Source organism: Bacteroidetes bacterium GWF2_43_63 (assembly GCA_001769275.1).
Classification (GTDB): Bacteria; Bacteroidota; Bacteroidia; order Bacteroidales; family DTU049; genus GWF2-43-63.
Map to the genome: position 1 here is coordinate 257,836 of MEOQ01000040.1, position 25,055 is coordinate 282,890.

The window sequence follows — 25,055 nt, forward strand, 5'->3', positions numbered from 1 at the left end:
CTTATTTTTGCAGCAATAACTTAAAATCGAATTTATGAACAAATTTTTCCTATGCTTATTGCTGGTCGGATTCATGATTCCGGCGATCGGGCAAACCGGTACAAAGCAGAAAGTGCAAGCGTCGTTGACGGGAATCGAGAAGCCCGTTAAAAGCTTACAATCAACCTCTGCCAACAAAGACATTACTTGTATGGATACTTTGTATTATCCATATTTGAAAGAATCTCTGTTACCGGCAGTTGATACATTTTACAACCTGCCTACTGCACAGAATGAAATGGAAGCGCAGGCGTATCTTAATCCGGGAACCATCACGGTCAGTGGTGTTGTGTTTTTTGCCTCGAAAGCAACAACCGATGTAACTGTTGAAGTTTCTCTCTACAATGTTGATGCATCTTTAATGCCTACAACCCTAATCGCCGGAACAACAGGAACAGTTGCTGTTACCTTAACCACTGCGGCCGAATATGCGGTAAACTTCACAACTCCGGTTTCCGTTACCGGAAATTATGCGGTTGTTTTGAAAAATACGACCAATAAGACCTTGAATATTTTTGCAAATAATGCTTATTCAACCACCTATGGCGAAGGACTTGGCTATTGTTACTGGGATGCCGGTACTGGCATGGCATGGATGGATCATGAAAACACCTGGGGACAGGATATGGAAATTCTTGCACATCCAATTGTTTCATATCCAATAACTACAGATTACCTTGCTTCAGATTATACTGTCTGCCCCGGAACATCTGTTTCATTCACCATGGATGTAACACCTCTTGCGCTGATTCAGCACCGGATGTACACCTGGGACGCTTTCAGCCGTTTCTGGAGCATCACTGTGCCTGATTCAACCTTTGCATGGGATATGGGCGATGGTTCAAATCTTCTCTGGACCGGAAACCACAATTATACTTTTAATGTTTCAGGTCCTGACACAGTAGTTCTGTACACGCTCGGTGGTTTGTGGAACAGCTGTCTGGACTATGCCGGATACATTTTCACCGTCTATAATAATCCGACCGTAACTGCTACAGCAAACCCAACTGCTATTTGTCCTGGAGGCACATCTTCACTGACCGCAGGTGGCGCCAGTACCTATAGCTGGAGCACAGGTTCAGCATTGAACCCATTAACAGTGACTCCCTCCGGAACTACTACTTATTCTGTAACAGGAACCGATGTTAATTTATGCACCAACTCTGCTACTGTAACGGTTACACAGAATCTGGCGCCAACAATCGGCATCAATGCAAGTGCAACAACAATCTGCAACGGCGGTTCAGTAACACTGACCGGAACGGGCGGGGTTGCCTATGCTTGGAGTACCGGTGCTATGACCACGGCTATTACGGTTTCTCCAACAGCAACAACCGTTTATACAGTTGGAGGACAAGATATTAATGGATGTACCGGTAGTACATCAATAACCATTACGGTTAATCCAAAACCCACTATTGGTGCGACTGCAACTCCGGCATCTGTTTGTCCGGGCGTTCAGTCAAGTCTGTCTGCAACCGGTGGTGTAACATATGCATGGAATCCAGGTGGGTTATCAGGTACTCCGGTCAATGTCACCCCAACTTCAACAACAATTTATTCTGTAACCGGAACCGATGCAAACAACTGTACAAACACCGCTTCCGTTACATTGAACGTGTTCACCGCACCGACAGTAGGACTTGTTGCAGCGTTGTCTCCAATTTGTGAAGGAACGAGCACAACATTGACAGCTTCAGGAGCGATCAATTATTCATGGAGCAATGGTTTACCTGCAGGAGTTTCAAACTTAGTTTCACCGGTTAGTACAACAACTTATTCTGTAACCGGAACCGATGTAAACAACTGCAGCGCTTTTGCAACAGCAACAGTAAACGTTAATCCTAAACCGACAGTTTTAGCTACAGCTACTCCATCAACTCTTTGCACAGGTCAAAGTACAACGCTGAGTGCAAGTGGTGCTGCGACTTACAGCTGGGATAACGGACTTGGAACAGGAAACAATTTCAATGCTACACCCCTTGTTAATACTACATACGGAGTAACCGGAACCGATGGAAACAATTGTACCAATACAGCTTCTGTTGTAGTTAATGTTGCTCCTTGTTCTGTACCTACAGCTTCTATCACTTTTAGCGACAATGATATCTGCATTGGTCAGTCAATCACTTATACTGACAACAGCTCGGGCGTCAATGTTGATACATGGGCATGGACATTCGCTGGTGGAAGCATTGCTGCAGCAGGAACACAAGGTCCTCACACGGTAACATACAACACTGCCGGTTCATACAATGTTACTTTGACAGTAACAGATGACAATGGCACTGATGATACAACCATCGCAATTAATGTTCATAGTTTGCCTGTTGTATCAGCTTCTGCATCTATCAATCCTGTATGTTCAGGAACAGCAACCAGTCTCACAGCCAGTGGTGCTGCGACCTACAGCTGGAATGGTGGTTCAACTGCCAATCCGTATGCTGTCAGTCCCACTACAATGACAACATATTCTGTAACCGGAACCGATATTTACGGATGTCAGAATTCAACTTCTGTTACAGTTAACGTCAATGCGCTACCGACCATCACACTTACCCCGTCGAACACGACGATTTGCCCCGGTGCCAGCTCAACACTTACCGCTGGAGGCGGCGTTTCATACATATGGAACCAAGGTCTGAGCGGAACAGTCAATACTGTTTCTCCTTTAGTAAACACAACCTATGCAATCACCGGAACGGATGTCAATAATTGTCAGAACACCGCTTCTGTAACCATTGTCATCAATGCTGCTCCAACCGTTAATGCTACTGCAAATCCGACTACCATTTGTGCCGGCCAGCCATCTGTACTTACTGGATCAGGAACTGCTCTTGCTTACTCATGGGATGGTTCGACAACGACTAATCCAATCACTGTTAATCCAACTACAACTACTACTTACGTTGTTGGTGGCGCCAATATTTCTGGTTGTACAGCAACGGCTTCGGTCACAGTTACTGTTAATCCTGCGCCAACAATTACAGCTTCTGCAACTCCTGCAGCCGTTTGTTTGGGTGGCTCTGCCGTACTCACAGCCGGTGGTGCAACTAACTATGAGTGGACAGGATCAATCACCAACAATCCATACACGGTTACCCCAACAACTACAACAACCTACAATGTTACCGGAACCGACGGATCGGGATGCTCAAGCACAGCTTCGACCCAGGTTACTGTAAATTCGCTGCCAACAGTTACTGTTGTATTCCCAAGTGACGTTGCAACCGTTTGCCAGGACAGTCTCGTTGCACTTTCAGGTGGTTCACCTGCAGGTGGTGTCTGGAGCGGAACCGGTGTGACCGGAAGTAATTTCCTTGCCAACACCATTGGTGCCTTTACAGTCACATACACATACACCGATGGCAACACTTGTTCAAACAGTGCAACCGGAACCATCAATGTTGAGAATTGTACTTCAATAAGTGAATTCAGCAACAACGAAATGGTTGTTTATCCAAATCCTGCCAGCGATGTAATCACTATTTCATTCGGCAAAGTGGACGCATCACTGGTTGAAATCTCAATGTTTGATCTTTCAGGTCGTCTCGTAAGCAACGAGGTTCTGAATCTGAATGGTTCAACTGTTGAAGTCAGCGTAAATCAGCTCCCTGCTGGTGTTTACACACTGAAAGTAAAAGCTGGATCCGATGTATTTATTACAAAGATTACCAGACTCTAATAGAATTTATAATTCTGAAAAGGGCTGCCTTCGGGTGGCCTTTTTTTGTAAATGCGAAACACGAACTTCAATGTGGAGATGTGCGCCTTCACGTGAGACGTGACACGGTCGGCGATGTGTGCGCTTCACACATGTGGGAATGTGAGGCGCCGCATACACGTGAAAACGACATAATACTTTTGTCTTTGTCGAATTGGCGCGGATTTATAATCTGTGACAGTGCTAATCCTCAGCATCTTCTTCAACCTCTCTGCGTCGCGCAGCGACCTGAGTGCGTTGAAGAAAACGTTTCACTGGATTTGTAATTCGTGACAGTTAATGCCTGGCACGGATTGCAAATCCGCGCCAGTGAAAGTTTATAATCCGCGCCAGTGAAAGTTGTAACGTGTAACGCCTCCCGCTTTCAGCGTGATAAATTCCACGATCTGTAACGAAAGTTTCTACTTAATATCCACAGACAGCCATTCTTCGAGCGACGAAATAATTTTATTTCTTACATCATCAGGCATATCGGAAATGCGCACATTGTGGCAGTTGTCTTTATCCATGGCAAAAACAACTTTCTGATTATCGCCGCAAACCGCTGCTGTTGCGCTCCACGGATCATCTTCTCCGTAAATGAAAATAATATTCTCAGCATCCGACTTAATGTAATTCCGCACCATCTCGAGCATTTCAGGCTTATATTGAATTGCGACGTCTTTTGGTACCAGAATGCGATTGCTGATATAATTTGATTTGATTGAAAGAAGATCACCAAGACCAATTGTATCGTAGCCATAGTATCCAACTTCGTTGTAGGCCTGGACAAAAAACGCTCCCGTGCCCTGCTGATCGTGAATTCCGTAGGTCGTAGGTGGAATTACTTTCTTCAACTGTTTGTAGAGTGTAGTGGGCTTTGAATCAGGAGAGGGAATAGATGCCGGGTTTCCGCAATACTGAAAAAACGCGAATGGATATTCAACTACCATATAATCTAATGTGCTGTCAATGCTCATGATCAAAGTATCTTCGGCGTTTTTCATGTCGATGGCAATATACTTTTTCATGTCTTCTCTGTTTTTCAAAACTGCACGTTGAAAAGCATGAATTTTTGTGCGTATTGAATCTTCACTCACATCCTTCAGAAAGGTGATGCAGCGCGGATCTTCATCAGCTACTGTGAATGGCGCCACATACGAAACGGTTGCTTCCACATCGTTCGGATACAACGCGCGGTGATACACACAGGTGCTGCCACCTTTACTGGCGCCCGTTGTAACCCACTTGCCCTTATAAAATGGTTTCAACATTGAAATGATCTGATGATGATCGGCCGCAGCCTGCCTTACGTTCAGATATTTCCATGGAATGCCTTCGGGAATGCTTTTTCCGAAAAAACGATGTTCAATTACAATCTGATTGGCATTGAGGAGCGAAGTGAGTTCTTCGAGGTACCATGAATATTTGGCATGCTCAGCCGAATATCCTTCGGTTACAAGCACAGTCGGTGCATCGAAACTGCGGTGGGTTATAAACACTCTTTGCGTGAAATAACCTTTGCTGTCATCATTGTGATCGACCGGCATTTTGACATTTAAAATGTATGATTCGCTGTATCCTTCAACTGCAGCTTTTTCGAGTACTTCCACGCCTTGAAGCTTATCAAGAAACGGCTTCAGTTCCTGTGCACGGACTTGCAGAAATGAAACAAATACAAATAAAAAGCTGAACACAAATAAGTTTCGCATAATATTATTTTTTGCAATGATACGAAATCCCTTTGTTTTGAATGAGCTACAATCGATAAAAATCCCTTATGTTTGTACAACCAATTTCAGAAATCCGATGAAAATCATGCTCAATAACACGCTGGAAATCCTTGATGACAGCAAATCCTGGACTGTCAGAGATATTCTGGAACTGAAGAAATTTTCATTCAAACTTCTTGTCGTGAAAATCAACGGCAAGCTCATTCCCAAAACAGATTATGATATTGCATCAGTCAATGATGGAGACGATGTGATGATACTGCATCTGATGTCGGGTGGGTGAGATGTGCAGCGCGTTGCGCTCAAGTTGCAAGTTATAAAGTGATAAAGGCGTGTACTGACCACTGCTGTCACATTGAGCCCCGCAGTCATGCTGAGCCTAGTCCGCTGTCATTCAGAGTGTCCGCCAGCTGGCGGATGTATCGAAGAACGTCAGCGGGTTTTCAATATGTCGCACATCGATACGATGAAGACCTCTGAAGCGTAATGCTAAGCGCATCATCACTCAGTGTGACAGTTTTATTTGCCCCCGCTGTCATCCTGAGCCATCCAGCGATGCGTGCCTCGCAACCTAAATAAAAAATGACACAAAAGCTTTTGTCACGCTAAGCCCCGCCGCTTTCATCCTGAGTGTTTGAATTGACGGCCAAAAAATATAAACAAGCTTCAAACGTATCGAAGGAGGCAGCGGGATAAACTCTGTCGAAGCGTCGGCAGCGAAAATCAACAGAAGAAGTCCGCCGCATAGGAGATCCCGGTTGAATCAGTATAGCTGAAACTCAGTCCTCGACCGGGAACTCAAATAGGTATTCTGTTGATTTTCAATTGACGAATCGTTGCAGCAATCAAAGATTATTCTTCTTCACTTTCAATCATAGTCTGATAGAACAATCCGTTATCAGTTGTAAATATATTTTCCACTAACCCATCACCGTTGATATCTGCAAAAATGTTGTCTCCGAATGAGATAAACATATTCCCATAAACATATTTCGGATCAGAAAACTCGGCATCGGTTGAATTACCTTCATTCCACTGAATAAAAATGGCTTTCCCTGTTTCTTTGGTAAAAGCAGTATAGTAAGCATCAAGATCGCCATCGTTATCAATGTCAGCGAAACTGATGTAAGCAGTTGAATTATCTATGAGGCCGAGCGGTGCAAATTCTACTTGTGCAAATTCAGGTGTCTTTGCTGTACCAACATTTTCCTGCATGGCAACTCTTGATTCCTTAACACTTTGACCGGTCCTATACAGGCCAATCATATCAAGATCACGATCGCCGTCAATATCAACAAAATTCTTGTAAAAGAAATTTTCAGACAGCCCGAATCCGCAGGGCACTGCTTTATCAAAGACAGGAGCTGCTTTAGTCCCTGTATTCTCACTCCAAAGGTTTAGACTTTTAAAAGTTCCAATTCCGTTGAATTTCATTCCGAAGGCATCCAAATCTCCGTCATTGTCAATGTCAGCATAAGTGGCATTCATCAGTCCTTTCAACCCATACGGGCGCTGTTTGGATGACTCAAATGATGGCATTTCTGATGTTCCGCAATTTTCCAGAATTACCTGGCCAAAATCGTTAGCACCCAACAAATCCAAGTCACCGTCATTGTTAATGTCAACAACACACATCGGATATGTGTTAATCGATGAATTGAAAAGGCCTTTTGTCTCAATCCGCGTTTTCTCAGGATTAAATTGCTGAGCCAATGCCTGATTGCAAATACATGCAAAAAGGACTGACAAAGGCACCAGATAATTTTTCATCAATTGTGTTATCATGGCAGAAAGATTGAAATTTTCAATTCCCCTATTCAATTCTTGTATTTTCCTGATAGAAAAGTTTGTATTTAACTGTACCCACAGCATCCAGGTCTCCGTCGCCATCAATATCAACGAACTGAACATGTTCCAGCGACTCATCAACTCCTATTGTTGTAGCAGGAGTAAGTTCAGAAAAGGCTGGATTTTCTTTATCGCCATTATTCAATTGAATGTATTGTTTCGCATCCTTTTCGCCATCCAATTTACCAAAACAATATGCGTCTAAATCGCTGTCATTGTCAATATCGGCAAAGTCAATAATAACACCAGAGGTCTCCGGCAGCCCAAACGATTCTGATTGACTCGTTGAAAATTCCGGCGTTTCATTATTGCCTTTATTTTCCTGAAAAATTAATCCTGATTTTTTTACACCCAGGATGTCGAGATCATTATCGCCATCTATATCAACGAATCTGAACTTTTCAAATTCTTTATCCAGGCCAAACTCAAAAGCAACCGGTTCAGAAAACTGTGGTTTTTCAGGTGTTCCTGTATTCGTATACATTTGCCATACTCTTTTGCCTACTTTCATTTTTTTATACGAAATGCCGATGGCATCCAGATCTCCATCCCCGTCAATGTCCATAAAAGTTGAAAACATAATGTCTTTAAGTTCAAAAGGCATACTTAGAGGTTTTTCAAATGACGGCGATTCAGAGCTGCCTATGTTTGAATACAATAATGGAAAGTTCATCATAGTAAACATGAAATCACGGTCGCCATCATTATCAATATCCATGTATTGACAACTGTTGCCATTGATTTTTCCCGAATGGGGAATGCTTTTCAATTCAGAACTGAAACTTTGCGCAAATGATGAAATTGGGGTAAGCATTGCGAGTAATAAAATAGCTACTAATACATTGCGCTGCATTTGTAAAAAGCATTTTTGTAAACTTTTCATGAGTTGAATTTTTGCAAAAATAAGGATTATATTGTAAAATAGAACTAATGAAATCTATATTTTCCTACCCACATACATCCACGCAATTCCGCCCGACAATTTTATTGTACGGACTGTTTCAAACCCGCAACTGGTCAGTATTTTCACCATATCCTTCCCGTAGGGAAATTGCTGCACGGTTTGGTTCAGATACGTGTAGGCGCTGTTGTGGCGCGACAGACGGCGGCCACGCAGTGGAAGAATATTGTTAAAATAAAACTTATAAACGTTGCGCCAGAAAAAACTGGTTGGCATACCAAATTCAAGAATCACGAAATGCCCGCCGGGCGCGAGAATGCGATGCATTTCCTTCAGCCCTTTTTCAAGTGAGGCAAAATTCCGCACGCCGAATGAGCAGGTGATCAGATCGAACCGGCTTGATGCAAAGGGCGTTGCTTCGGCGCTGCATTTTACAAATTCCGCCATAATACCGGCTTTGCTGAGTTTTACTTCAGCAATCTCAAGCATTTTTTCCGACGGGTCCGCTGCAACAAGTTGTTTTGGATTCAGCTTCGAAAGTTCAATGGTGAGATCTCCGGTGCCGGCCGACATATCAAGGATTTGCTGCGGATTGAATTTTCGCACGGCCTTCCGCAGCTTTCTGCGCCAGATCACATCGATGCTGAAAGAAAGACGTCGGTTGATTTTATCGTAGGTTGGCGCAATGTCGTTAAACATTTCAACCACTTCGCGCGATTTATTTTCTTCGGAGGAGAAATTGTTCATGTGCTTACTCGCGGCTCCCGGACAGTGATTTCAAAAATCTTTCCTGGTCGACCGGCACAACTCCCACGTATTCGCAAACAATGCCGGCCGCGATATTCGACCACTCCGCCATTTCCTGTGCAGTAGCTCCTGCAGCCAAAGCCAGCGCGGCTACTGCAATTACGGTATCACCCGCACCCGACACATCGGCTACTTTGCGAACGCGCGTGGGCATATGAATGTAGCCCGGCTTTCCGTTTTCGTGGTGACAGAGCAGCATTCCACGCTCTCCGAGTGTGAGCAGCAGATAGCGGATATTTTGTTTTTGCCGGAACTCTTCGCAGAATGCGGCCAGATCATCCATTTCGTCCGGAATTTCCTTGTTCAGTGCATCGCGGAGTTCCTTCAGATTGGGTTTAAAAACCGTGACGTTTTTGTATTGCAGAAAATTTCTTTTTTTCGGATCAACCAGCACTGGAATATTATGTTTTGATGCGGTTGAAACAACAGATTCTATCAGTGCTGCATCAATCACACCCTTGTCATAATCTTCAAAAATAATGGCATCGAATCCATTCGAGTCAATGAGCGACTGCACATGCAATGTAAACTCTTTTTGAAGATCGGCGGGCAGGGGCGAATCAATTTCTTCGTCAACACGCAGCATCTGTACATTGTTTCCGATAACACGGAACTTTGTAGTTGTAATGCGGTCTGTGCTTTTGAGCAGGCCGTTTTTCGGCATTCCTTTTTCGGAAAGCAAATTTTCAAATTGCGAAGCTTTATCATCGTCGCCCAGCACGGCGGCCAGTACAGCGGTACTTCCAAGAGCGCTCACGTTGAGTGCCACGTTGGCGGCGCCACCCATGCGGCTTTCACGCTTTTCGACTGAAACTACCGGCACCGGTGCCTCAGGGCTGATGCGATCCACTTTGCCCCAGATATATGCATCGAGCATCACATCGCCGATGATGAGAATTTTCTTTTTCTGAAAAGGATTGTCCCTTAAATTCATAAGAATGGTTTTTGCCGTGTGCATGAATTAACTGCAAAAATAAGAATTTATTGAGGATCGTGATTTTTGCTTCCGGATGCTTGCCTGTCGAACGGTGCTTTTTATTTTTTCATGGCCCCTAATCCGTCTCCGCCCTGTACTCCGCGCGCGCGGGTTGTCTGTCAGTCGACGCACTCAGATCGCTTCGCGATGCAGAGAGGTCGCCTGTCCGCGCTGCTTGCGGGGTGTCGGGCTCCGCCGGGGTGCAGTGCCGGATTGCAATGTCGGGCTGCTGCTTTTTTTTGTATTCCCGGGATTTCATCCCGGGCCAATATCTGTCGCGCATTCTGCGCTTTTTGTGCTCCGCAGCTTTCTTGACGGCTTCGTCGCTCATCCTCAATCTGGGCGCGCGTCTCCTGCCTGCAACGTTTTACGTTGACGCGTGACTCAATCTCAACGCCCGTAACGTCTGTAACTTTGTAACGCTTGTAACGTCTGTAACGCATAACGCTGAATGCTGAAATTTAATTACATTTGTTTGCTTATTTGATTATGAAAAAACTGCATAAGCTCGTTTTGCGCTCCTACATTGGGCCGCTGATTCTTACGTTCTGCATTGCGGAATTCGTTTTGCTGATGCAATTTCTGTGGAAATACATCGACGACCTTGTTGGAAAGGGCCTCGATTTTCCGATTATCGGTCAATTACTTTTTTATGCCTCAGCCACTTTCGTTCCGATGGCTTTGCCTCTGGCAATCCTCCTGGCCTCGCTTATGACACTCGGAAATCTCGGCGAGCATTACGAACTGGTTGCTGCCAAAGCCTCCGGGATTTCGTTTCGTAAAATCATGATGCCGCTGGTTGTATTATCGCTCCTCATCAGTGGTGTCGCATTTTTCTTCAGCAATCAGGTGTTGCCGGTTGCAAATCTTAAAATGTTTTCTTTGCTTTATGATGTCAAAGAGCAGAAGCCGGCACTGAATATTCAGGAAGGTGTTTTCTACCGCGACATTGACGGATATGTAATTAAAGTTGGAGAGAAAGACAAAGACGGTCAGACCATTCGAAGAGTATTGGTGTATGACCACACAAAACCGGGCGGCAACTTATCGGTCACTGTATCCGAAAGTGGCTCCATGATTACAACTGAAGATAAGCGCACGCTTATTTTTACATTGTTCAATGGAACGAATTACACAGAAACCAGAAACAATAAGCAAAGTCTGACCAGGAGACCGATGCAGCGTGTTCATTTCCGGGAAGAGCAGATAAGATTTGATCTTTCATCATTTTCTATGAGTCGTACCAGCGAAGAATTGTTCAAGGAGCATTATCAGATGATGAATCTTGATCAGCTCACAGTTTCTATTGACACGCTGGAGACAGAAAGAATAAGCAGGCAGGATCAGTTTTCGTTCCAGTTGCTTCGTGGCTCTGGATATTACTACAATTTTTATCTTCTTCAGAAACGTAGACCACTGGCTGGAAATGATTCGCTGGCCGGTGATTTTTCTAAAATAAAGAATGATCTTTCGCCAACGCAATACAAAACAGCTGTTGGTGAAGCCATAGGGATGGCGCGTGCCAACTCCATGATGGTGGACAATTATACCAGGGAAATGGAAGCCAAGAAAAAAATTCTTATCAAGCACGAGGTTGAAATTCAGCGCAAGTTCACGCTTTCAATTGCTTGTCTGCTTTTATTTTTCATCGGAGCACCACTGGGTGCAATTATTCGCAAAGGTGGACTGGGAATGCCGCTGGTGGTATCGGTTATTGTTTTTCTTATGTATTATATCATTTCGATTACTGGTGAAAAAAGTGTAAAAGAAGGCGTATTGTCACCTGCATTCGGCATGTGGCTTTCCTCCATGATCCTGCTACCTTTCGGCATCTGGCTTACAATCAAAACAACCTCCGACAGCCCATTGATGGAGACCGATTCTTGGGTCAAGCTTGCAGAAAAATTCAATCGATTTTTTCGAATTAAAAAGAAAGCAGAATGAGAATCCTGCAGGTTTGTCATAAATCACCCTTTCCGCCTTCCGAAGGTGGGCCGATGGCCATGAAAGCCATCAGGGATGGATTATTGACTACCGGACATCAGGTGCATACATTCACACTCAGTACGCCTAAGTTCACTGTAAATGAGTCAATGGCAACCCAGATCAGCCATTTCTCGCATTCATTTCTCGACACTTCTGTTTATATCTGGCCGGCATTTCGAGACTTATGTCTGAACCGTTCGCACCATATTTCGCGTTTCTACAACAGCAAAATCGCATTACAGCTTCAGCAATTATTACAGAAATCATCCTTTGATGCAGTTCTGATTGAAAGTATTTTCATGATGCCTTATTTCGGAATGATCAGAAAATATTTTTCCGGACCGGTCATTCTGCGTGCTCATAATGTTGAGCATTTAATCTGGGAACGAATTGCAGCCAATGAAGGAAACATGCTGAAAAGGAGATATCTCAGAATTCTGGCCAAACAGCTGAAAAGATTCGAAACCAACTGTTTTCTTCAGGCGGATGCCATAGCAGCTATAAGCAACATTGATGCTGCTGCAATTCAAAAATTGGCTCCTGAAGCTGATGTTGAAACAATCGCCTTTGCCATAGAATCAAAACAATCGCCTCGTCCGGAAAAGCCTTTCGAAGCTCGTTTCGGACATATCGGCTCGATGGACTGGACGCCAAATTCAGAAGGAATAGACTGGTTTCTGAGCCACGTATGGCCGCAGGTTTCGATGCAATTTCCTGCTGCGGAATTTCATCTGGCCGGCCGCAACATGCCTTCGCGTTTTACAAGCAATAAAGCCATCAACCTCTTTGTTGACGGTGAAGTTGAAAGTGCAGAGAATTTTATGTTGTCGCTCGAGGCTATGATTGTTCCTTTGTTTTCTGGCAGTGGTGTGCGTATAAAAATTGCCGAAGCCATGTCGCTTGGAATTCCTGTAATTACAACACCTGTGGGTAGCGAAGGGCTCCATGTGACTCACAGGAAAGACATTATAGTTTGCAGCGATGCAACTCAAATGATAAGCGAAATTTGTCAGGTTATTTCTGACCCTGCAAAAATACATGGCATTGCTTCAGAAGGCATGAATACTATCAAACAGCATCATTCTCCTGAATTAATTACTCAAAAACTCATTTCACTTTTTGAGCGAAAAATGAAATCATGACTCGTCCTAAAATATTTGTGATATTACCACGCATCCCATGGCCACTTGAAAAAGGTGACAAGTTGCGATCGTATTATTTTTTAAAAGGACTTAGCGAATACTACGACATCACATTGTTTGCCTTGTATGATGAGCGCTATGACAACGATGTAATCGAAAAAATAAAGTCCGTTACGGGTGAATATCATTTTTTCCGGATTCATTTATTTTCTGTTTTTCTTCATGCAGTGATGGCTTTGTTCACCGGAAAACCATTCCAGGTAGCGTATTTCACCAGTAACCGGCTCAAACGGGCAGTTCGGAAAGCCGCACGGAATCAGCATCCGAAGGCCGTTTTCTGCCAGCTTGTCCGAACGGCGCAATATGCGCGCGGACTTGATTGTGTGAAAATTCTTGACTATCAGGACACCTTGTCATTGGGTATGAAACGCAGGGCTGCATCTGCTTCCGGAGTATCAAAAATGTTTTTCAAAAACGAGGGCAATCGCCTGATGCGCTATGAAGCAATGGTTGCTGGCTGGTTTGATCACACGCTGATTATTACAGATCAGGATCTGGCGGAATTGCCTGTGAGTGATGCCAAGGTGCATGTGATTCCAAATGGAGTCGACACACAACATTATACACCCGCTGAAGGCAAAATCAAGCATGCAATGTTGTTTGTAGGAAATATGTCGTATCCGCCCAACATCAATGCCATGGAGTATTTTGTGGAGTATGTTTTGCCTGGCGTTGTTGATCGCATACCCGATGCAGAGCTGGTTATAGCAGGTGCCAAACCACACAGTCGTGTGAAAATGCTGGCATCGGATCATGTAATAGTAACTGGCTGGGTCGATGATCCGCGTGAGTATTACAAATGTTCATCTTTGTTTATTGCTCCGATGCAAATCGGAACCGGTCTGCAGAATAAATTGCTCGAAGCTATGGCTATGCAAAGGCCTTGTATTACAACTGATTTAGCAAACAATGCGCTGGGAGCCAGACATGGAGATGAAATCCTTGTTGCCGAAGACGCACATGAATGGATAGAACTTATTGTTGCATTATTAAAAAATGAAGACGAACAAAAACGCATCGCAATAAATGGGCGAAAATTCGTTATTGATAAATATTCCTGGCCAGCACAAATTGACAAAATCCACCAAATCATCGAATCATGAAAGAAAAATCACTCATCAGCACAATCATCATCGCTGTCGCTATCATTACTACCGGCTATCTGCTCGGGACAAACTACAAAAATCGCAGTCAGAAACCGCATACTGTCGAAGTTACGGGACTGTCTGAAAAGAATTTCTCTTCCGATCTGATTGTTTGGAATGGATCATTTTCAAAATTTAATAAAGACATGAAAGTGGCTTCCAATGAACTTAAAAAGGACGTTGAAAAAGTCAGGGCATTTCTTAAAGAGCTCAATGTTCCGGAAAACGAGATTCTGTTTTCAGCGGTGCAAATCAATCGCGAATACGAGACCACTTACGACAACGACGGAAACAGCAAAAGCACATTCACCGGCTACCAGCTTACGCAGAATGTAAAAATCGAATCCAAGAATATTAAGCTTATTGAAAAAGTGTCGCGCGACGTTTCAGGACTGATTGACGATGGAGTTGAGTTTTACAGCGAGTCTCCAATGTTTTATTATACCAAGTTGTCCGATTTGAAACTTCAGCTGATTGAAGAAGCTACGAAAGATGCGCGTTTGAGAGCCGATAAAATTGCCGAAAACAGTGGTGGAAGCATTAAGCGTTTACTCGAAGGAGACATGGGCGTTTTTCAGATTACAGCCCGCAACAGCAACGAGGATTACAGCTGGGGTGGTGCATTTAATACCACTTCGCAGGAAAAAACCGCATCCATCACCGTGCATCTCGTTTTCGAAGTCCGATAATTCAAAACAGTCTGTATGATTAATTTTTCCCGGGAGAAAATACTCTTTTTTCTTTTGCTCCTTGTGCCTGCATTTGCTGTGGCACAGCAGAAAACCACAATAAGCGGCCGTATTACAGAAAAAGGATCGGGCGAAACACTCATCGGTGTCAATGTCTATATTCCTTCTTTGAAAACCGGCACAGTGAGTAATGCTTATGGCTTTTATAGCATCACATTCAGCAGCGATAGAGAAGTCGAAATGGTTTTTTCATATGTTGGATTTTCCGCCGTAAGCATTCGGGTGAAGCCGGGCGAAAATGCAGAAAAAGACATTACATTGTCGCCCAATGTTGAATTGAAAGAAGTCGTTATTACCGACTCGGTGCTCAATAAAGTAAGCGATAACGCGCAAATGAGTAATTTCCAGCTCCCGGTTGAATATGTAAAGGAAATTCCAGCGCTGCTTGGCGAAAAGGATGTGTTCAAAGCTTTGCAATTATTGCCGGGTGTTCAGAAAGGAAATGAAGGCAGCAGTGGTCTGTATGTGCGTGGCGGTGGACCCGATCAGAACCTGATTATACTTGATGATGCTACGGTATATAATGCAAATCATCTTTTCGGATTTTTCAGTCTTTTCAATGGCGATGCACTAAAAAGCATCGAACTCATCAAAGGTGGCTTCCCAGCTCGCTATGGTGGTCGCTTATCATCGGTGGTTGACATGAATATGAAAGATGGAAACCGCGAAAAAATCAGTGGAGAAGGTGGCATCGGAATTATTTCTTCGCGACTGACACTCGAAGGTCCGATTATTAAAAACAAATCATCCTTTCTGATATCCGGCCGCAGGACTTATATCGACGCACTTATGCGACCGTTCATGAATAAAGAAAACGGCACTTTTGGATATTATTTTTACGATTTGAATGCAAAAATAAATTACGAGTTTGATAAAAAAAACCGGCTTTATCTGAGTGGATATTTTGGTCGCGATAAATTTCATTTTGCCGAAGCCAACAATCTTACATCCAACAGTTCGCGGTTTAAGGCAGGCATGTTCTGGGAAAATGCAACAGCTACGCTGCGATGGAATCACGTCTTTTCAAACAAAGTCTTTTCCAACGCTTCGTTGATTTTCAGCAATTACGGTTTGAATATTTATCAAGAAGAAGAATACGACGACTCCCGGTTCAGTCTCGATTATTCGAGCGGAATTCGTGATCTGGGGCTGAAATACGACTTTACATATTACCCCAATACTTATCACACTATTCGCTACGGAATGCAATCAACATGGCACCGTTTCAAGCCTTCTGCCGTTGTTCTCGAAATGACCAGCACTGATGATTTTGTTTCGGAGATCAGTTCCATTCATACGCTTGAGAATTCAATCTACATCGAAGACGAATGGAAATGGAACCGCTGGCGTGGCAATTTGGGTATGAGAGCATTTGATTTTATTACAGACTCATGCCATTATATTAGCCCGGAACCGCGCGTTGCTGTTGGTTTTATGCTCACTGAACTTTCCAGCATGAAGGCTTCATGGACAATGATGAACCAGAGTGTCCACCTGCTGAGCAGCACCGGAATGGGCCTGCCGACTGATCTCTGGGTCCCTTCAACTAAAAACATAAAACCGCAGAAGGCCTGGCAGGCTGCACTGGGATATGCCCGCGATCTTCCAAAAGGTCTTGCTCTTACAATAGAAGGTTATTACAAAAAAAGCGATAATGTGATTGGGTATCGCGAAGGCGCAAGCTTTATGATGATTAATGATCCGTCCGATGCCAATCAATTCAGCTGGGAAGAAAACATCACTGCAGGTCAGGGCTGGTCGTATGGGGCTGAAATTCTGCTACAGAAAAAAACAGGCAAGTGGACCGGGTGGGTAGGATATACGCTCAGCTGGACTCAGCTTCAGTTTGACGAGCTCAACAGTGGTGAAAAATACTATGCAAAATACGACCGTCGTCATGATATTTCAATTGTGAATATGCATAAAATCAATGATGTATTTACGGTTAGCTGTGTTTGGGTATTCAGTTCCGGCAACGCTTTAAATCTGCCTGTTGAAACCTATGATGCTATTTCTCATGATGCTGGCAGCAATGCTTATCCGTATTACAACACATCGTTTTATGGACCGAAAAACAGTTTTCGCCTTAATCCTTATCATCGCCTGGACGTTGGTCTGCAACACCATCAGAAGCGCGAAAAGACTGTTCACACCTGGGAAATTGGCATGTACAACATGTATAACCGGCACAATCCCTATTTCTACTATGTCGAAAACAACTACATAACTGGTGACAATCAGTTAAAGCAGGTTTCTCTGTTTCCAATGATTCCGTCATTTTCATATAGCATAAAATTCTGACCATGAAAAAGACACACATTTTTTTAATTGCATTGCTGGCTTTGTTTTCATCCTGCGAGGACATGGTAACAAATGTTGATGTTCCTGCATCGGAGTCACATTATGTAATCCATTCATATTTGTCGCCTGAAGACACCGCGGTTATTGTCTATGTTGACCGCTCAGAACCTGTGTTTGGCGATAGTGATAACGACACTTCGTGGATTTCGCAGGCACACGTTTTTGTCAATGGAATCGAGCTCTCACGTGTCAGCGACTATAATATTAAGTTTTTAATACCGGCTGACTCGCTGCCCATTGTAGCTGGTGAAACTTATACTGTGTCGCTTCAGATCGGGACGGAGAATGTTTGCTCTGGATCATGTACAGTGCCTCTCATCAGAAATGAATCATTGTTGTATAAAGGAATTGACTCGGTTGAAAATCAGGGTTATGACGGATTTACCTACTATGACTATTACATTCTTTATTCATTCACCGACATTGCGACCGTTGAAAACTTCTATCGCATTGCTGCGGAATTCAATTATGTAGACCCGTATTCAAGCGATACTGCGGTTTATACGATTTATCCGGAGAGTGTTCAATTTATTAAAGATGTTTTGTTCAGCGGCAGCGAATATTCTGACCGGATTTTAGTGGGCGGAAGTGAAACCCTTTCTGGTATTACTGGCCTAAAGCTGTTTTTGTACACATCCGATAATAATTATTATCATTATCATCGGGCCATTTTGTCGCAAACGGATGACCCGTTTTCGGAACCCGTGATTGTACCTACAAACATTGATAACGGACTTGGTTGTGTTGCCGGCTACAGAAAATATGTGCTTAATGTTTTTTGAGTCGCTTTGATTTGTTACCGAATAACCCCATTTTTTCGTACTGATGAAAAAATATTGCTGATTATTCAGATTTCTTAATATATTTACGTCACATTAAGGGGCGTTGGTATGAAAAAAATCTTTATCATTTTGGCTGCATTTTTTTTATTGCAGGCTACTTCAGTCAGTGTTCAGGCGCAGAATCCAAACAAGACTGCGGAGCGTGAGTGGAAAATTCTGTTCGATGAATCACTCGAATGGTATAATTTCGGCTATTTTGAAAATGCCGTGCGTGGTTTCAAGCGCCTGCTGGTGAAGGATCGTGAGAATTGCAATATCAATTTTTATATTGCCATGAGCTATTACTATCTGCGCCGCCCGGCCGATGTGGTACTGCCATACATGGAAAAAGCTTCGAAGAAAGTCAACCCCTATTACAGTTACACTTACAAGGAAACTTCGTCTCCGGTGTTCTCGTTGCTATATCTCGGACAGCTTTATATGAATGTGTATGAATTTGATAAAGCTGATTCAGCATTGATGCGTTTCGGGATGTATCTGACTGAGAAAAATCGAGATGCAGCTTATATTTGGGAACTTTCGCTATCGATGAATTATGTCAATAATGCGCGCGTTAATTATGACAATCAGCTGAAAAATGTTTCTGTCGAGAATCTTAAGCTGATAAATTCCAGTTACAACGAAGGTCAACCGTTTCTATCGCCTGACGGAAAATCACTGTTTATGACGTCGGACCGAAAAGGATCCACCGGTGGACAATGGCTTAATGATACCTATAAGTCCGATGTGTACATGGTCACCATAAAAAGCAATAATTTTTCCAAACCCAAGAAGATGGGACAGCGCATGAATACTGCATCTGCAGACATGTGCAACAGCATGGGCGAGGGTGGAAAATATCTGCTCATCAGCCGCGAAGATAAAAACAACAAGGATTATAATATTTACTCGTCTGAAATAAGCGGAAAGCGATTTAAAGAACCGGAAAAGCTGAATCCAAATATCAACAGCAAAGACAACGAAGTCCACGCTTATGTTTCGCTCAATGGAAATGTCATGTATTTCTCCAGCGACCGGTTGGGTGGATATGGCGGCCTTGATATTTATATGTCTGAAAAAATGCCCAATGGCGAATGGGGCCCGGCCTATAATCTGGGACCTACGGTCAACACATGGTTTGATGAGGACTATCCGTTTATTCTGGATGATGGTGTCACTCTTTTCTTCAGCTCAAATTGCACAAAAAGCATGGGCGGCTTTGATATTTTTGTTTCGACACTTTCAGAAGAAGGTATGTGGTCGGATCCTGAAAACATTGGATATCCCATCAACACTACATCTGACGATACCGGTTTTTCAATGTCCCGCGATGGCTTAACCGGATTTTATGCTACTGCCCGTGAGGCGCAGACCAATGGGCATATCGGAAATCAGGATATTTACAGAATTCATTTCGGAAAATAAAACATGAAATATTTCGCATCTGTTCTTATTTTCATACTGCTATGGATGGGTTCAGTTGCGCAGCAGAAATATGAACTGGCAGAAGAAAATGTCTATGCCTCATGCGTCGATTACAAGCTGGTTGACAGTTCCGGCGCCACTTTAACAGTTCCGAAATCAGTGAAGGAAGGACTTCTCTGTCCCTCACTGCTGTCGCTTGATGGCGATACACTTTGTTACCGCTCCGGTAATTCAATCCGTATCTTTCATATTTCGTCCGGACTGGATTACAAGCTGTTTGATGTTTTTGATGATGTTGATGGTGTGTCTGGTCCTGTCTGGTCTCCATCGCATCGGAGGATTGGTTTTATCATCATTAATCAGCAGCGCTCACATGGCTATAATGATTTCTGCAGAATTATAATTCTTGACCTGAATTCAGATTTCAAAGTTATTGGCAAACATAAATTTGATCGTCCGGTTAATTTCAGTTGTGGCAGCATTTGCTCATCTGATGCTGGAACTGACTTTCGTTTTCTCGATGAAAACAATTTTGAATATACCCGCAACATTAATATTGATGAGCGTCCGGGAGAAAAGGGATTTGTTTTCATTGAAAACTAAAATCAATCTATTGTTGCAGCAGTCAATGATTCAGTGATATTTTGATTGCCTGATATTCATAAAGGCAATTTCTGAAAAATCTTTGTTTGAAAATAATCAAACAAAATGTTTCAAACAAAATGTTTCAAACAAAATGTTTCAAAAATGTTGTATATTTGTTGAAAATTTGGGACAATGAATACCGATTTTAATCCTTTTCCTGTTTCTGGCTATTATGGGGCTGAGTATTTTTGTGATCGTGAAAACGAAACAAATCTTATTCGCAGGAATATCCGAAACAATATCAACACAACAATGTTTTCTGTCCGACGCCTCGGAAAAACCGGACTTATTCATCATATTATTGAATCCTATTCAAAAGACAGGCAGGTTGTTTGTCTCTATATCGATATTTTCAGCAGTACCTGTCTGATGGATTTCACCAACATGCTGGCAACGGTAATTTACAACCGTTTTCCAGAAACAAATACAATTGGGAAAAAGGTCATGAAAGCCATCGCCTCGTTGCGCCCTGTTATTAGCTACGATACGCTTTCTGGTGACCCCGAAGTCAGGTTTGAATACAATGCCGCTTCACAGTATGAAAAAACCTTGCAGCAGCTTTTTTCGTTTCTTGATGGTCAGGGAAAGAAAATTGTATTCGCTATAGATGAATTTCAGCAGATACTTGAATTCCCGGAGAAAAACACCGAAGCGTTGTTACGTACTCACATCCAACGATTAAAGAATACTTTTTTTGTTTTTTCCGGCAGCAATCAGAAAATGATGCACGAAATTTTCAACAATGCCAAACGCCCGTTTTATGCGAGTTGCAGCAATGTCAATCTTGGTTTTATTGACGAAAGCAGGTATGCTGCCTTTATACGCGAAAAGTTTGCTGAACATAAGCGCAGTATAAGTGATGAATGCATCCGGTTTATTCTCGAGTTCACACACCTGCATACTTTTTACACACAATATTTCTGCAATCATTTGTTTGCATGTGGGATTAAGCGTATTACAAAAGACGATGGGTATGCTGCAGCGATAGAAATTCTGAAGTTGAATGAAAGTACCCACTTTCAATACCGGAGTCTGCTCACCAAGGCACAGTGGCAACTCCTGACAGCGCTCGCCAAGGAAGAAAGGCTGCAAAAGGCTCATTCGGCTTCGTTTTTGAAAAAATATTTATTGGGTACATCAGCGCATGTTACGCGGGGAATGGCAGCTTTGATTGAAAAGGATCTGGTTTATCACAACACATCTATAGAGCAGCCCTATTACACAATCTACGATAAATTCCTGATGCGCTGGCTTCAACGGTTGTAAACACTTTCATATTTCCAGAATATAATTGGTTCAACTAGTTTTTGTGTGGCAACTTTTCCTCTTTGACAACACCCGGCAATAATTTTTGTACTCTGACAAATTTATTGCAAAATCTGAAGCAAGTATCATCGCAGATGATGCCCGCTTCGAATTTGTGTCAATATGTTGTGCTTGCGGCTATAAATCGTTTAGCGAAAATTCGCTTAATTCGCGGAGAAAAAGTGGGGCTGTCTTGATTGTTTTCCTGGTGATTGCGGTTGTGTCTTAATAGCTGTTTCTTGTTCGAAGACTGTGTATATGTGCGCCCTTATTTAAGTTTTCAGTGGCACAGTATTGTGAAAATAGCTTCTGATATTTTGTCTGGTATCACACAAAACATTGTTGTCCGATAAAATTGAAGACTGATAATCATCATTTATTTCAATTTGCAAAATTCTGCAAATCGCTGTACTTTTGTCAAAATTTTCCAGATGATTTCCTTCGAAGAAGCTTTTGATATTGTCAGCTCTCAACCCGTTGTTGTTGATACGGAATTGATACCGTTTGATGAATCGGCCGGACGTATTCTTGCTGAAGACGTCTGTTCAGATATGGACATGCCGCCGTTCGACAAATCGGCGGTGGATGGCTTTGCATGCCGGGTTTCTGACATTATGCTGCCGATGAAAGTCATTGAAACTGTTCCCGCAGGGAAAATGCCAGAAAACACGGTGACCGAAGGAACCTGTATTCGCATCATGACAGGAGCTCCGGTTCCGGCTGGCGCTGATATGGTGCTGATGGTCGAAGATTGTGAAGTAAATAATGAAATTGTCGTTTACAAAGGTGCCTCAAAGAATAGCAATATTGCCCATCGCGGTGAAGATATGAAATCTGGCGCGCTGCTAATTACCGCATCAACGCTCATTAAACCGCAGCACATTGCCGTGCTGGCTGCCGTCGGTAAAACTGAAATTTCGGTATTCAGACAGATCAAGGTTGGTGTGATGAGTACGGGAAGCGAGCTTGTGGAGCCGGATGCAACACCATCGCCTTCACAGATCCGGAACAGCAATTCATGGCAACTGATGGCTCAAGTCGTTTCTCATGGCGGATTTCCGACCTATTACGGCATTGTTCCGGATGATTTTGAAACAACAGTTGCGGCCCTTCAGAATGCTGTAAGCGAGAATGACATTGTGTTTCTGAGCGGCGGTGTTTCAGCGGGCGATTTCGATTTTGTGCCGAAGGCCATGCAGCAAATCGGATTTGAAATAATTTTTGACAGCATCGCAGTTCAACCCGGACGTCCGACAACGCTTGCAAAAATGGGCAATAAATATATTGTTGGCTTGCCCGGAAATCCGGTGTCATCTTTTGTTCAGTTTGAATTGCTTGGATCAGTACTGATAAACCGTCTGGGTGGAAACAACCCTGAAATGAAAGTGATGAAAGGGATTACGGGTCAAACATTTCATCGTAAGAAAGCGGTGCGGAAATCTTTTTATCCTGTATCGGTCAATGAATCCGGAAGACTTGTTCAGGTTGAATATCACGGATCGGCACACATCAATTCGTTGCTGAAGGCGGTGGGTGTGATTGCGATGGAGATGGGCGTAAATGAAATTGCAGAAGGGACTGAAATTGATGTTAGACTGTTTTAACCGCGAAATAAATTACCTGCGTGTATCGGTCACTGACCGCTGCAACCTGCGCTGCACCTACTGTATGCCTGCAGACGGAGTTCCGATGCTTACGCATACCGATATTTTATCTTTCGATGAAATTGCTGATGTTGTTCGCTATGGAGCAGGGCAGGGAATAACGAAAGTGCGCATTACAGGCGGAGAACCATTGGTGCGAAAAGGCATTGTAAATCTTGTTTCTATTCTTTCTAAAATCAATGGAATAAAGGAACTCACTATGACCTCGAATGGGATTCTGCTTCCGGTTTTTGCGAAAGAACTGAAAGCAGCCGGTCTGCATCGAATCAACATCAGTCTCGACACCATGAATGCAGAACGGTTTGCCGCAACTACGCGTGGCGGAAATCTGAATGATGTTATTGCCGGAGTCGATGCGGCTATTGAAGCGGATCTTACTCCTGTGAAACTGAATTGTGTGATTAAAAATTCTCCTGAAGATCCGGATGCAATATCTGTAAAAGAATTTGCTGTTAGCCGCGGAATTGAGGTACGTTATATTCATCTGATGGATTTACACCTCGGCGAATTCAGCAAAGTGATTGGAGGCGATGGTGGAAATTGCGCATCGTGCAATCGCTTACGCCTGACTGCCAATGGAAATCTGATCCCATGTCTGTTCAGTAATCTTGAATACAATGTTCGAAAACTCGGATTAGAAAAGGCATTTGAGATGGCACTCGGAAACAAACCGGTTTCAGGAACTACTTCAAACACGCATGGATTCTATAATACCGGAGGATGATATGCAAATGTGAAAATGTGCGACTCACGTAAAACGTGACAAGTGCGTCGATGTGGAAATGTGAAAATACGAGATGAGAAAGAATTTGAAAATTCGGTAATTTGAAAATTTATTCACATATTATATTGCATTCAAAGGAGTTCATGAGCTCACGATTTCATCGTTCGGTTGAAAGTGTGATGATTTGAAAATGAACATTGTCACCTTGTCACCTTGTCACCTTGTCACTTTGTAACGACTGTAACGCGTAACGACTGTAACTTTTGTAAAGAAAATGAACAAATGAAATATCTAATAGGAATCGACGACACCGATAACCTCACCAGCCGCGGCACGGGCTTTATTGTGCGCGATCTTGCCCGCCAACTGCAAGAAGCCGGAATTGCCGAGCCGCATTGCGTTTCGCGGCATCAGTTGTTTTTTCATCCGGATATTCCATACACATCGCACAACAGCTCTGCCTGTCTTGAGGCTGATTCGGATCGGCCAGATGACCTGAAAAAATTCTGCCTTAGTTATTTGTTGGATGTCGCTGCAGAGGGTTCCGATGCTGGCTTATGTATTGTGGTTTTTGATGCGGTTTCGGAAGAGCAAATTCAATGGGGCCTCCGAGCGAAAAAGGAAATTCTCACGCAGGATGCAGCCCGAGAGCTGGCACAGCGCCACAATATTTTTCTGGAAGGTTTGACGGGTACCCGCGATGGAATTATTGGGTCCTTAGCTGCCTGCGGGTTGCGCAAATATGGCAACGATGGACGGATTCTGATGCTTGCTGCTGACTTCAGATCCTTTAAAGGAGCAATAAGTGCATCCTTGATATGCAGAAATTTTCATATTCAAAATATTTTTGATAATTTTGGCGTCCCGATTCCCCCCGATGCTGAAATATATCTTGACGAAGGGTGGAAACCGGTGATGAAAGATGGCAAATACACTTTAATTGTGGAGAAAGATGGCGAACACACTTGGAAATCAATCAGTAAGGAGTATCTCAGGTCCATTTCGAGCTGACATTACACTT

Annotated in this window: 21 protein-coding genes; 15 read left to right on the forward strand and 6 right to left on the reverse strand. The window is 43.3% G+C overall.

Annotated elements, in window-relative coordinates; translation table 11 throughout:
• The first annotated feature begins 34 nt into the window (after nucleotides 1-34).
• On the forward strand, nucleotides 35-3,724 hold the full coding sequence (locus tag A2W93_03355) for a hypothetical protein (GenBank protein ID OFY53696.1): 3,690 nt from the start codon (nucleotides 35-37) through the stop codon (nucleotides 3,722-3,724).
• A 440-nt stretch (nucleotides 3,725-4,164) separates the two neighbouring features.
• Here the strand turns inward: A2W93_03355 and A2W93_03360 are convergent, their stop codons facing one another.
• Complete coding sequence (locus tag A2W93_03360) at nucleotides 4,165-5,454, reverse strand: hypothetical protein (protein ID OFY53697.1); 1,290 nt, start codon at nucleotides 5,452-5,454, stop codon at nucleotides 4,165-4,167.
• Nucleotides 5,455-5,560: 106 nt separating this feature from the next.
• Between A2W93_03360 and A2W93_03365 the strand changes: the two genes are divergently transcribed.
• Entirely contained in the window at nucleotides 5,561-5,758 is a 198-nt protein-coding gene (locus A2W93_03365; protein ID OFY53742.1) for a hypothetical protein, read from the forward strand.
• A gap of 569 nt (nucleotides 5,759-6,327) precedes the next feature.
• On the opposite strand, the gene A2W93_03370 is transcribed toward A2W93_03365, so the two are convergent.
• The 5 genes from A2W93_03370 to A2W93_03390 form a co-directional block, all read right to left on the reverse strand.
• Nucleotides 6,328-7,296, reverse strand: a complete 969-nt coding sequence (locus A2W93_03370; protein ID OFY53698.1) for a hypothetical protein — start codon at nucleotides 7,294-7,296, stop codon at nucleotides 6,328-6,330.
• Nucleotides 7,289-8,206, reverse strand: a complete 918-nt coding sequence (locus A2W93_03375; GenBank protein ID OFY53699.1) for a hypothetical protein — start codon at nucleotides 8,204-8,206, stop codon at nucleotides 7,289-7,291. The genes A2W93_03370 and A2W93_03375 overlap by 8 nt, the downstream gene beginning before the upstream one ends.
• Nucleotides 8,207-8,260: 54 nt before the next feature.
• Nucleotides 8,261-8,971, reverse strand: a complete 711-nt coding sequence (locus A2W93_03380; protein ID OFY53700.1) for a bifunctional demethylmenaquinone methyltransferase/2-methoxy-6-polyprenyl-1,4-benzoquinol methylase — start codon at nucleotides 8,969-8,971, stop codon at nucleotides 8,261-8,263.
• Nucleotides 8,972-8,975: 4 nt separating this feature from the next.
• Complete coding sequence (locus tag A2W93_03385; GenBank protein OFY53743.1) at nucleotides 8,976-9,965, reverse strand: hypothetical protein; 990 nt, start codon at nucleotides 9,963-9,965, stop codon at nucleotides 8,976-8,978.
• 118 nt (nucleotides 9,966-10,083) lie between these two features.
• Complete coding sequence (locus tag A2W93_03390) at nucleotides 10,084-10,338, reverse strand: hypothetical protein (GenBank protein OFY53701.1); 255 nt, start codon at nucleotides 10,336-10,338, stop codon at nucleotides 10,084-10,086.
• A gap of 158 nt (nucleotides 10,339-10,496) precedes the next feature.
• Here A2W93_03390 and A2W93_03395 point away from each other — a divergent pair, with 158 nt between their 5' ends.
• The 13 genes from A2W93_03395 to A2W93_03455 all read left to right on the forward strand — a co-directional run bounded on the left by A2W93_03395 (nucleotide 10,497) and on the right by A2W93_03455 (nucleotide 25,045).
• Nucleotides 10,497-11,951, forward strand: a complete 1,455-nt coding sequence (locus tag A2W93_03395) for a hypothetical protein (GenBank protein OFY53702.1) — start codon at nucleotides 10,497-10,499, stop codon at nucleotides 11,949-11,951.
• A complete protein-coding gene (locus A2W93_03400; GenBank protein ID OFY53703.1) occupies nucleotides 11,948-13,135 on the forward strand; it encodes a hypothetical protein in 1,188 nt (395 codons plus the stop codon). The genes A2W93_03395 and A2W93_03400 overlap by 4 nt, the downstream gene beginning before the upstream one ends.
• Complete coding sequence (locus A2W93_03405; GenBank protein OFY53704.1) at nucleotides 13,132-14,298, forward strand: hypothetical protein; 1,167 nt, start codon at nucleotides 13,132-13,134, stop codon at nucleotides 14,296-14,298. Before A2W93_03400 ends, A2W93_03405 begins: the two co-directional genes overlap by 4 nt.
• A complete protein-coding gene (locus tag A2W93_03410; protein ID OFY53705.1) occupies nucleotides 14,295-15,029 on the forward strand; it encodes a hypothetical protein in 735 nt (244 codons plus the stop codon). Before A2W93_03405 ends, A2W93_03410 begins: the two co-directional genes overlap by 4 nt.
• A gap of 15 nt (nucleotides 15,030-15,044) precedes the next feature.
• Entirely contained in the window at nucleotides 15,045-17,390 is a 2,346-nt protein-coding gene (locus tag A2W93_03415; GenBank protein OFY53706.1) for a TonB-dependent receptor, read from the forward strand.
• Nucleotides 17,391-17,392: 2 nt separating this feature from the next.
• On the forward strand, nucleotides 17,393-18,232 hold the full coding sequence (locus tag A2W93_03420; protein ID OFY53707.1) for a hypothetical protein: 840 nt from the start codon (nucleotides 17,393-17,395) through the stop codon (nucleotides 18,230-18,232).
• Nucleotides 18,233-18,340: 108 nt separating this feature from the next.
• The gene (locus A2W93_03425; GenBank protein OFY53708.1) at nucleotides 18,341-19,696 is read left to right on the forward strand and encodes a hypothetical protein; all 1,356 of its coding nucleotides are present in this window, start codon (nucleotides 18,341-18,343) and stop codon (nucleotides 19,694-19,696) included.
• A 45-nt stretch (nucleotides 19,697-19,741) separates the two neighbouring features.
• Complete coding sequence (locus A2W93_03430; GenBank protein ID OFY53709.1) at nucleotides 19,742-20,299, forward strand: hypothetical protein; 558 nt, start codon at nucleotides 19,742-19,744, stop codon at nucleotides 20,297-20,299.
• A 174-nt stretch (nucleotides 20,300-20,473) separates the two neighbouring features.
• Nucleotides 20,474-21,607, forward strand: coding sequence for a hypothetical protein (locus A2W93_03435; GenBank protein OFY53710.1), 1,134 nt, complete (start codon nucleotides 20,474-20,476; stop codon nucleotides 21,605-21,607).
• Between the two features lie 85 nt (nucleotides 21,608-21,692).
• Entirely contained in the window at nucleotides 21,693-21,875 is a 183-nt protein-coding gene (locus A2W93_03440) for a hypothetical protein (GenBank protein ID OFY53711.1), read from the forward strand.
• 157 nt (nucleotides 21,876-22,032) lie between these two features.
• The gene (locus A2W93_03445) at nucleotides 22,033-23,250 is read left to right on the forward strand and encodes a hypothetical protein (protein ID OFY53712.1); all 1,218 of its coding nucleotides are present in this window, start codon (nucleotides 22,033-22,035) and stop codon (nucleotides 23,248-23,250) included.
• Nucleotides 23,234-24,034: a radical SAM protein gene (locus A2W93_03450; protein OFY53744.1), complete on the forward strand. Its 801-nt coding sequence runs from the start codon at nucleotides 23,234-23,236 to the stop codon at nucleotides 24,032-24,034. Before A2W93_03445 ends, A2W93_03450 begins: the two co-directional genes overlap by 17 nt.
• 282 nt (nucleotides 24,035-24,316) lie before the next feature.
• Nucleotides 24,317-25,045 (forward strand): hypothetical protein, encoded by a 729-nt coding sequence (locus A2W93_03455; GenBank protein ID OFY53713.1) that lies wholly within the window; start codon nucleotides 24,317-24,319, stop codon nucleotides 25,043-25,045.
• Nucleotides 25,046-25,055: the final 10 nt, after the last annotated feature.

Bases quoted from the DNA above. Each gene is read 5' to 3' on its own strand.
- A2W93_03410 (OFY53705.1), top strand. From the start codon at position 14,295: ATGAAAGAAAAATCACTCATCAGCACAATCATCATCGCTGTCGCTATC.
- A2W93_03385 (OFY53743.1), bottom strand. From the start codon at position 9,965: ATGAATTTAAGGGACAATCCTTTTCAGAAAAAGAAAATTCTCATCATC.
- A2W93_03455 (OFY53713.1), top strand. From the start codon at position 24,317: ATGAAATATCTAATAGGAATCGACGACACCGATAACCTCACCAGCCGC.
- A2W93_03435 (OFY53710.1), top strand. From the start codon at position 20,474: ATGAATACCGATTTTAATCCTTTTCCTGTTTCTGGCTATTATGGGGCT.
- A2W93_03425 (OFY53708.1), top strand. From the start codon at position 18,341: ATGAAAAAAATCTTTATCATTTTGGCTGCATTTTTTTTATTGCAGGCT.
- A2W93_03360 (OFY53697.1), bottom strand. From the start codon at position 5,454: ATGCGAAACTTATTTGTGTTCAGCTTTTTATTTGTATTTGTTTCATTT.
- A2W93_03420 (OFY53707.1), top strand. From the start codon at position 17,393: ATGAAAAAGACACACATTTTTTTAATTGCATTGCTGGCTTTGTTTTCA.
- A2W93_03405 (OFY53704.1), top strand. From the start codon at position 13,132: ATGACTCGTCCTAAAATATTTGTGATATTACCACGCATCCCATGGCCA.
- A2W93_03390 (OFY53701.1), bottom strand. From the start codon at position 10,338: ATGAGCGACGAAGCCGTCAAGAAAGCTGCGGAGCACAAAAAGCGCAGA.
- A2W93_03395 (OFY53702.1), top strand. From the start codon at position 10,497: ATGAAAAAACTGCATAAGCTCGTTTTGCGCTCCTACATTGGGCCGCTG.
- A2W93_03450 (OFY53744.1), top strand. From the start codon at position 23,234: ATGTTAGACTGTTTTAACCGCGAAATAAATTACCTGCGTGTATCGGTC.
- A2W93_03415 (OFY53706.1), top strand. From the start codon at position 15,045: ATGATTAATTTTTCCCGGGAGAAAATACTCTTTTTTCTTTTGCTCCTT.
- A2W93_03430 (OFY53709.1), top strand. From the start codon at position 19,742: ATGGGTTCAGTTGCGCAGCAGAAATATGAACTGGCAGAAGAAAATGTC.
- A2W93_03380 (OFY53700.1), bottom strand. From the start codon at position 8,971: ATGAACAATTTCTCCTCCGAAGAAAATAAATCGCGCGAAGTGGTTGAA.
- A2W93_03375 (OFY53699.1), bottom strand. From the start codon at position 8,206: ATGAAAAGTTTACAAAAATGCTTTTTACAAATGCAGCGCAATGTATTA.
- A2W93_03365 (OFY53742.1), top strand. From the start codon at position 5,561: ATGCTCAATAACACGCTGGAAATCCTTGATGACAGCAAATCCTGGACT.
- A2W93_03400 (OFY53703.1), top strand. From the start codon at position 11,948: ATGAGAATCCTGCAGGTTTGTCATAAATCACCCTTTCCGCCTTCCGAA.
- A2W93_03355 (OFY53696.1), top strand. From the start codon at position 35: ATGAACAAATTTTTCCTATGCTTATTGCTGGTCGGATTCATGATTCCG.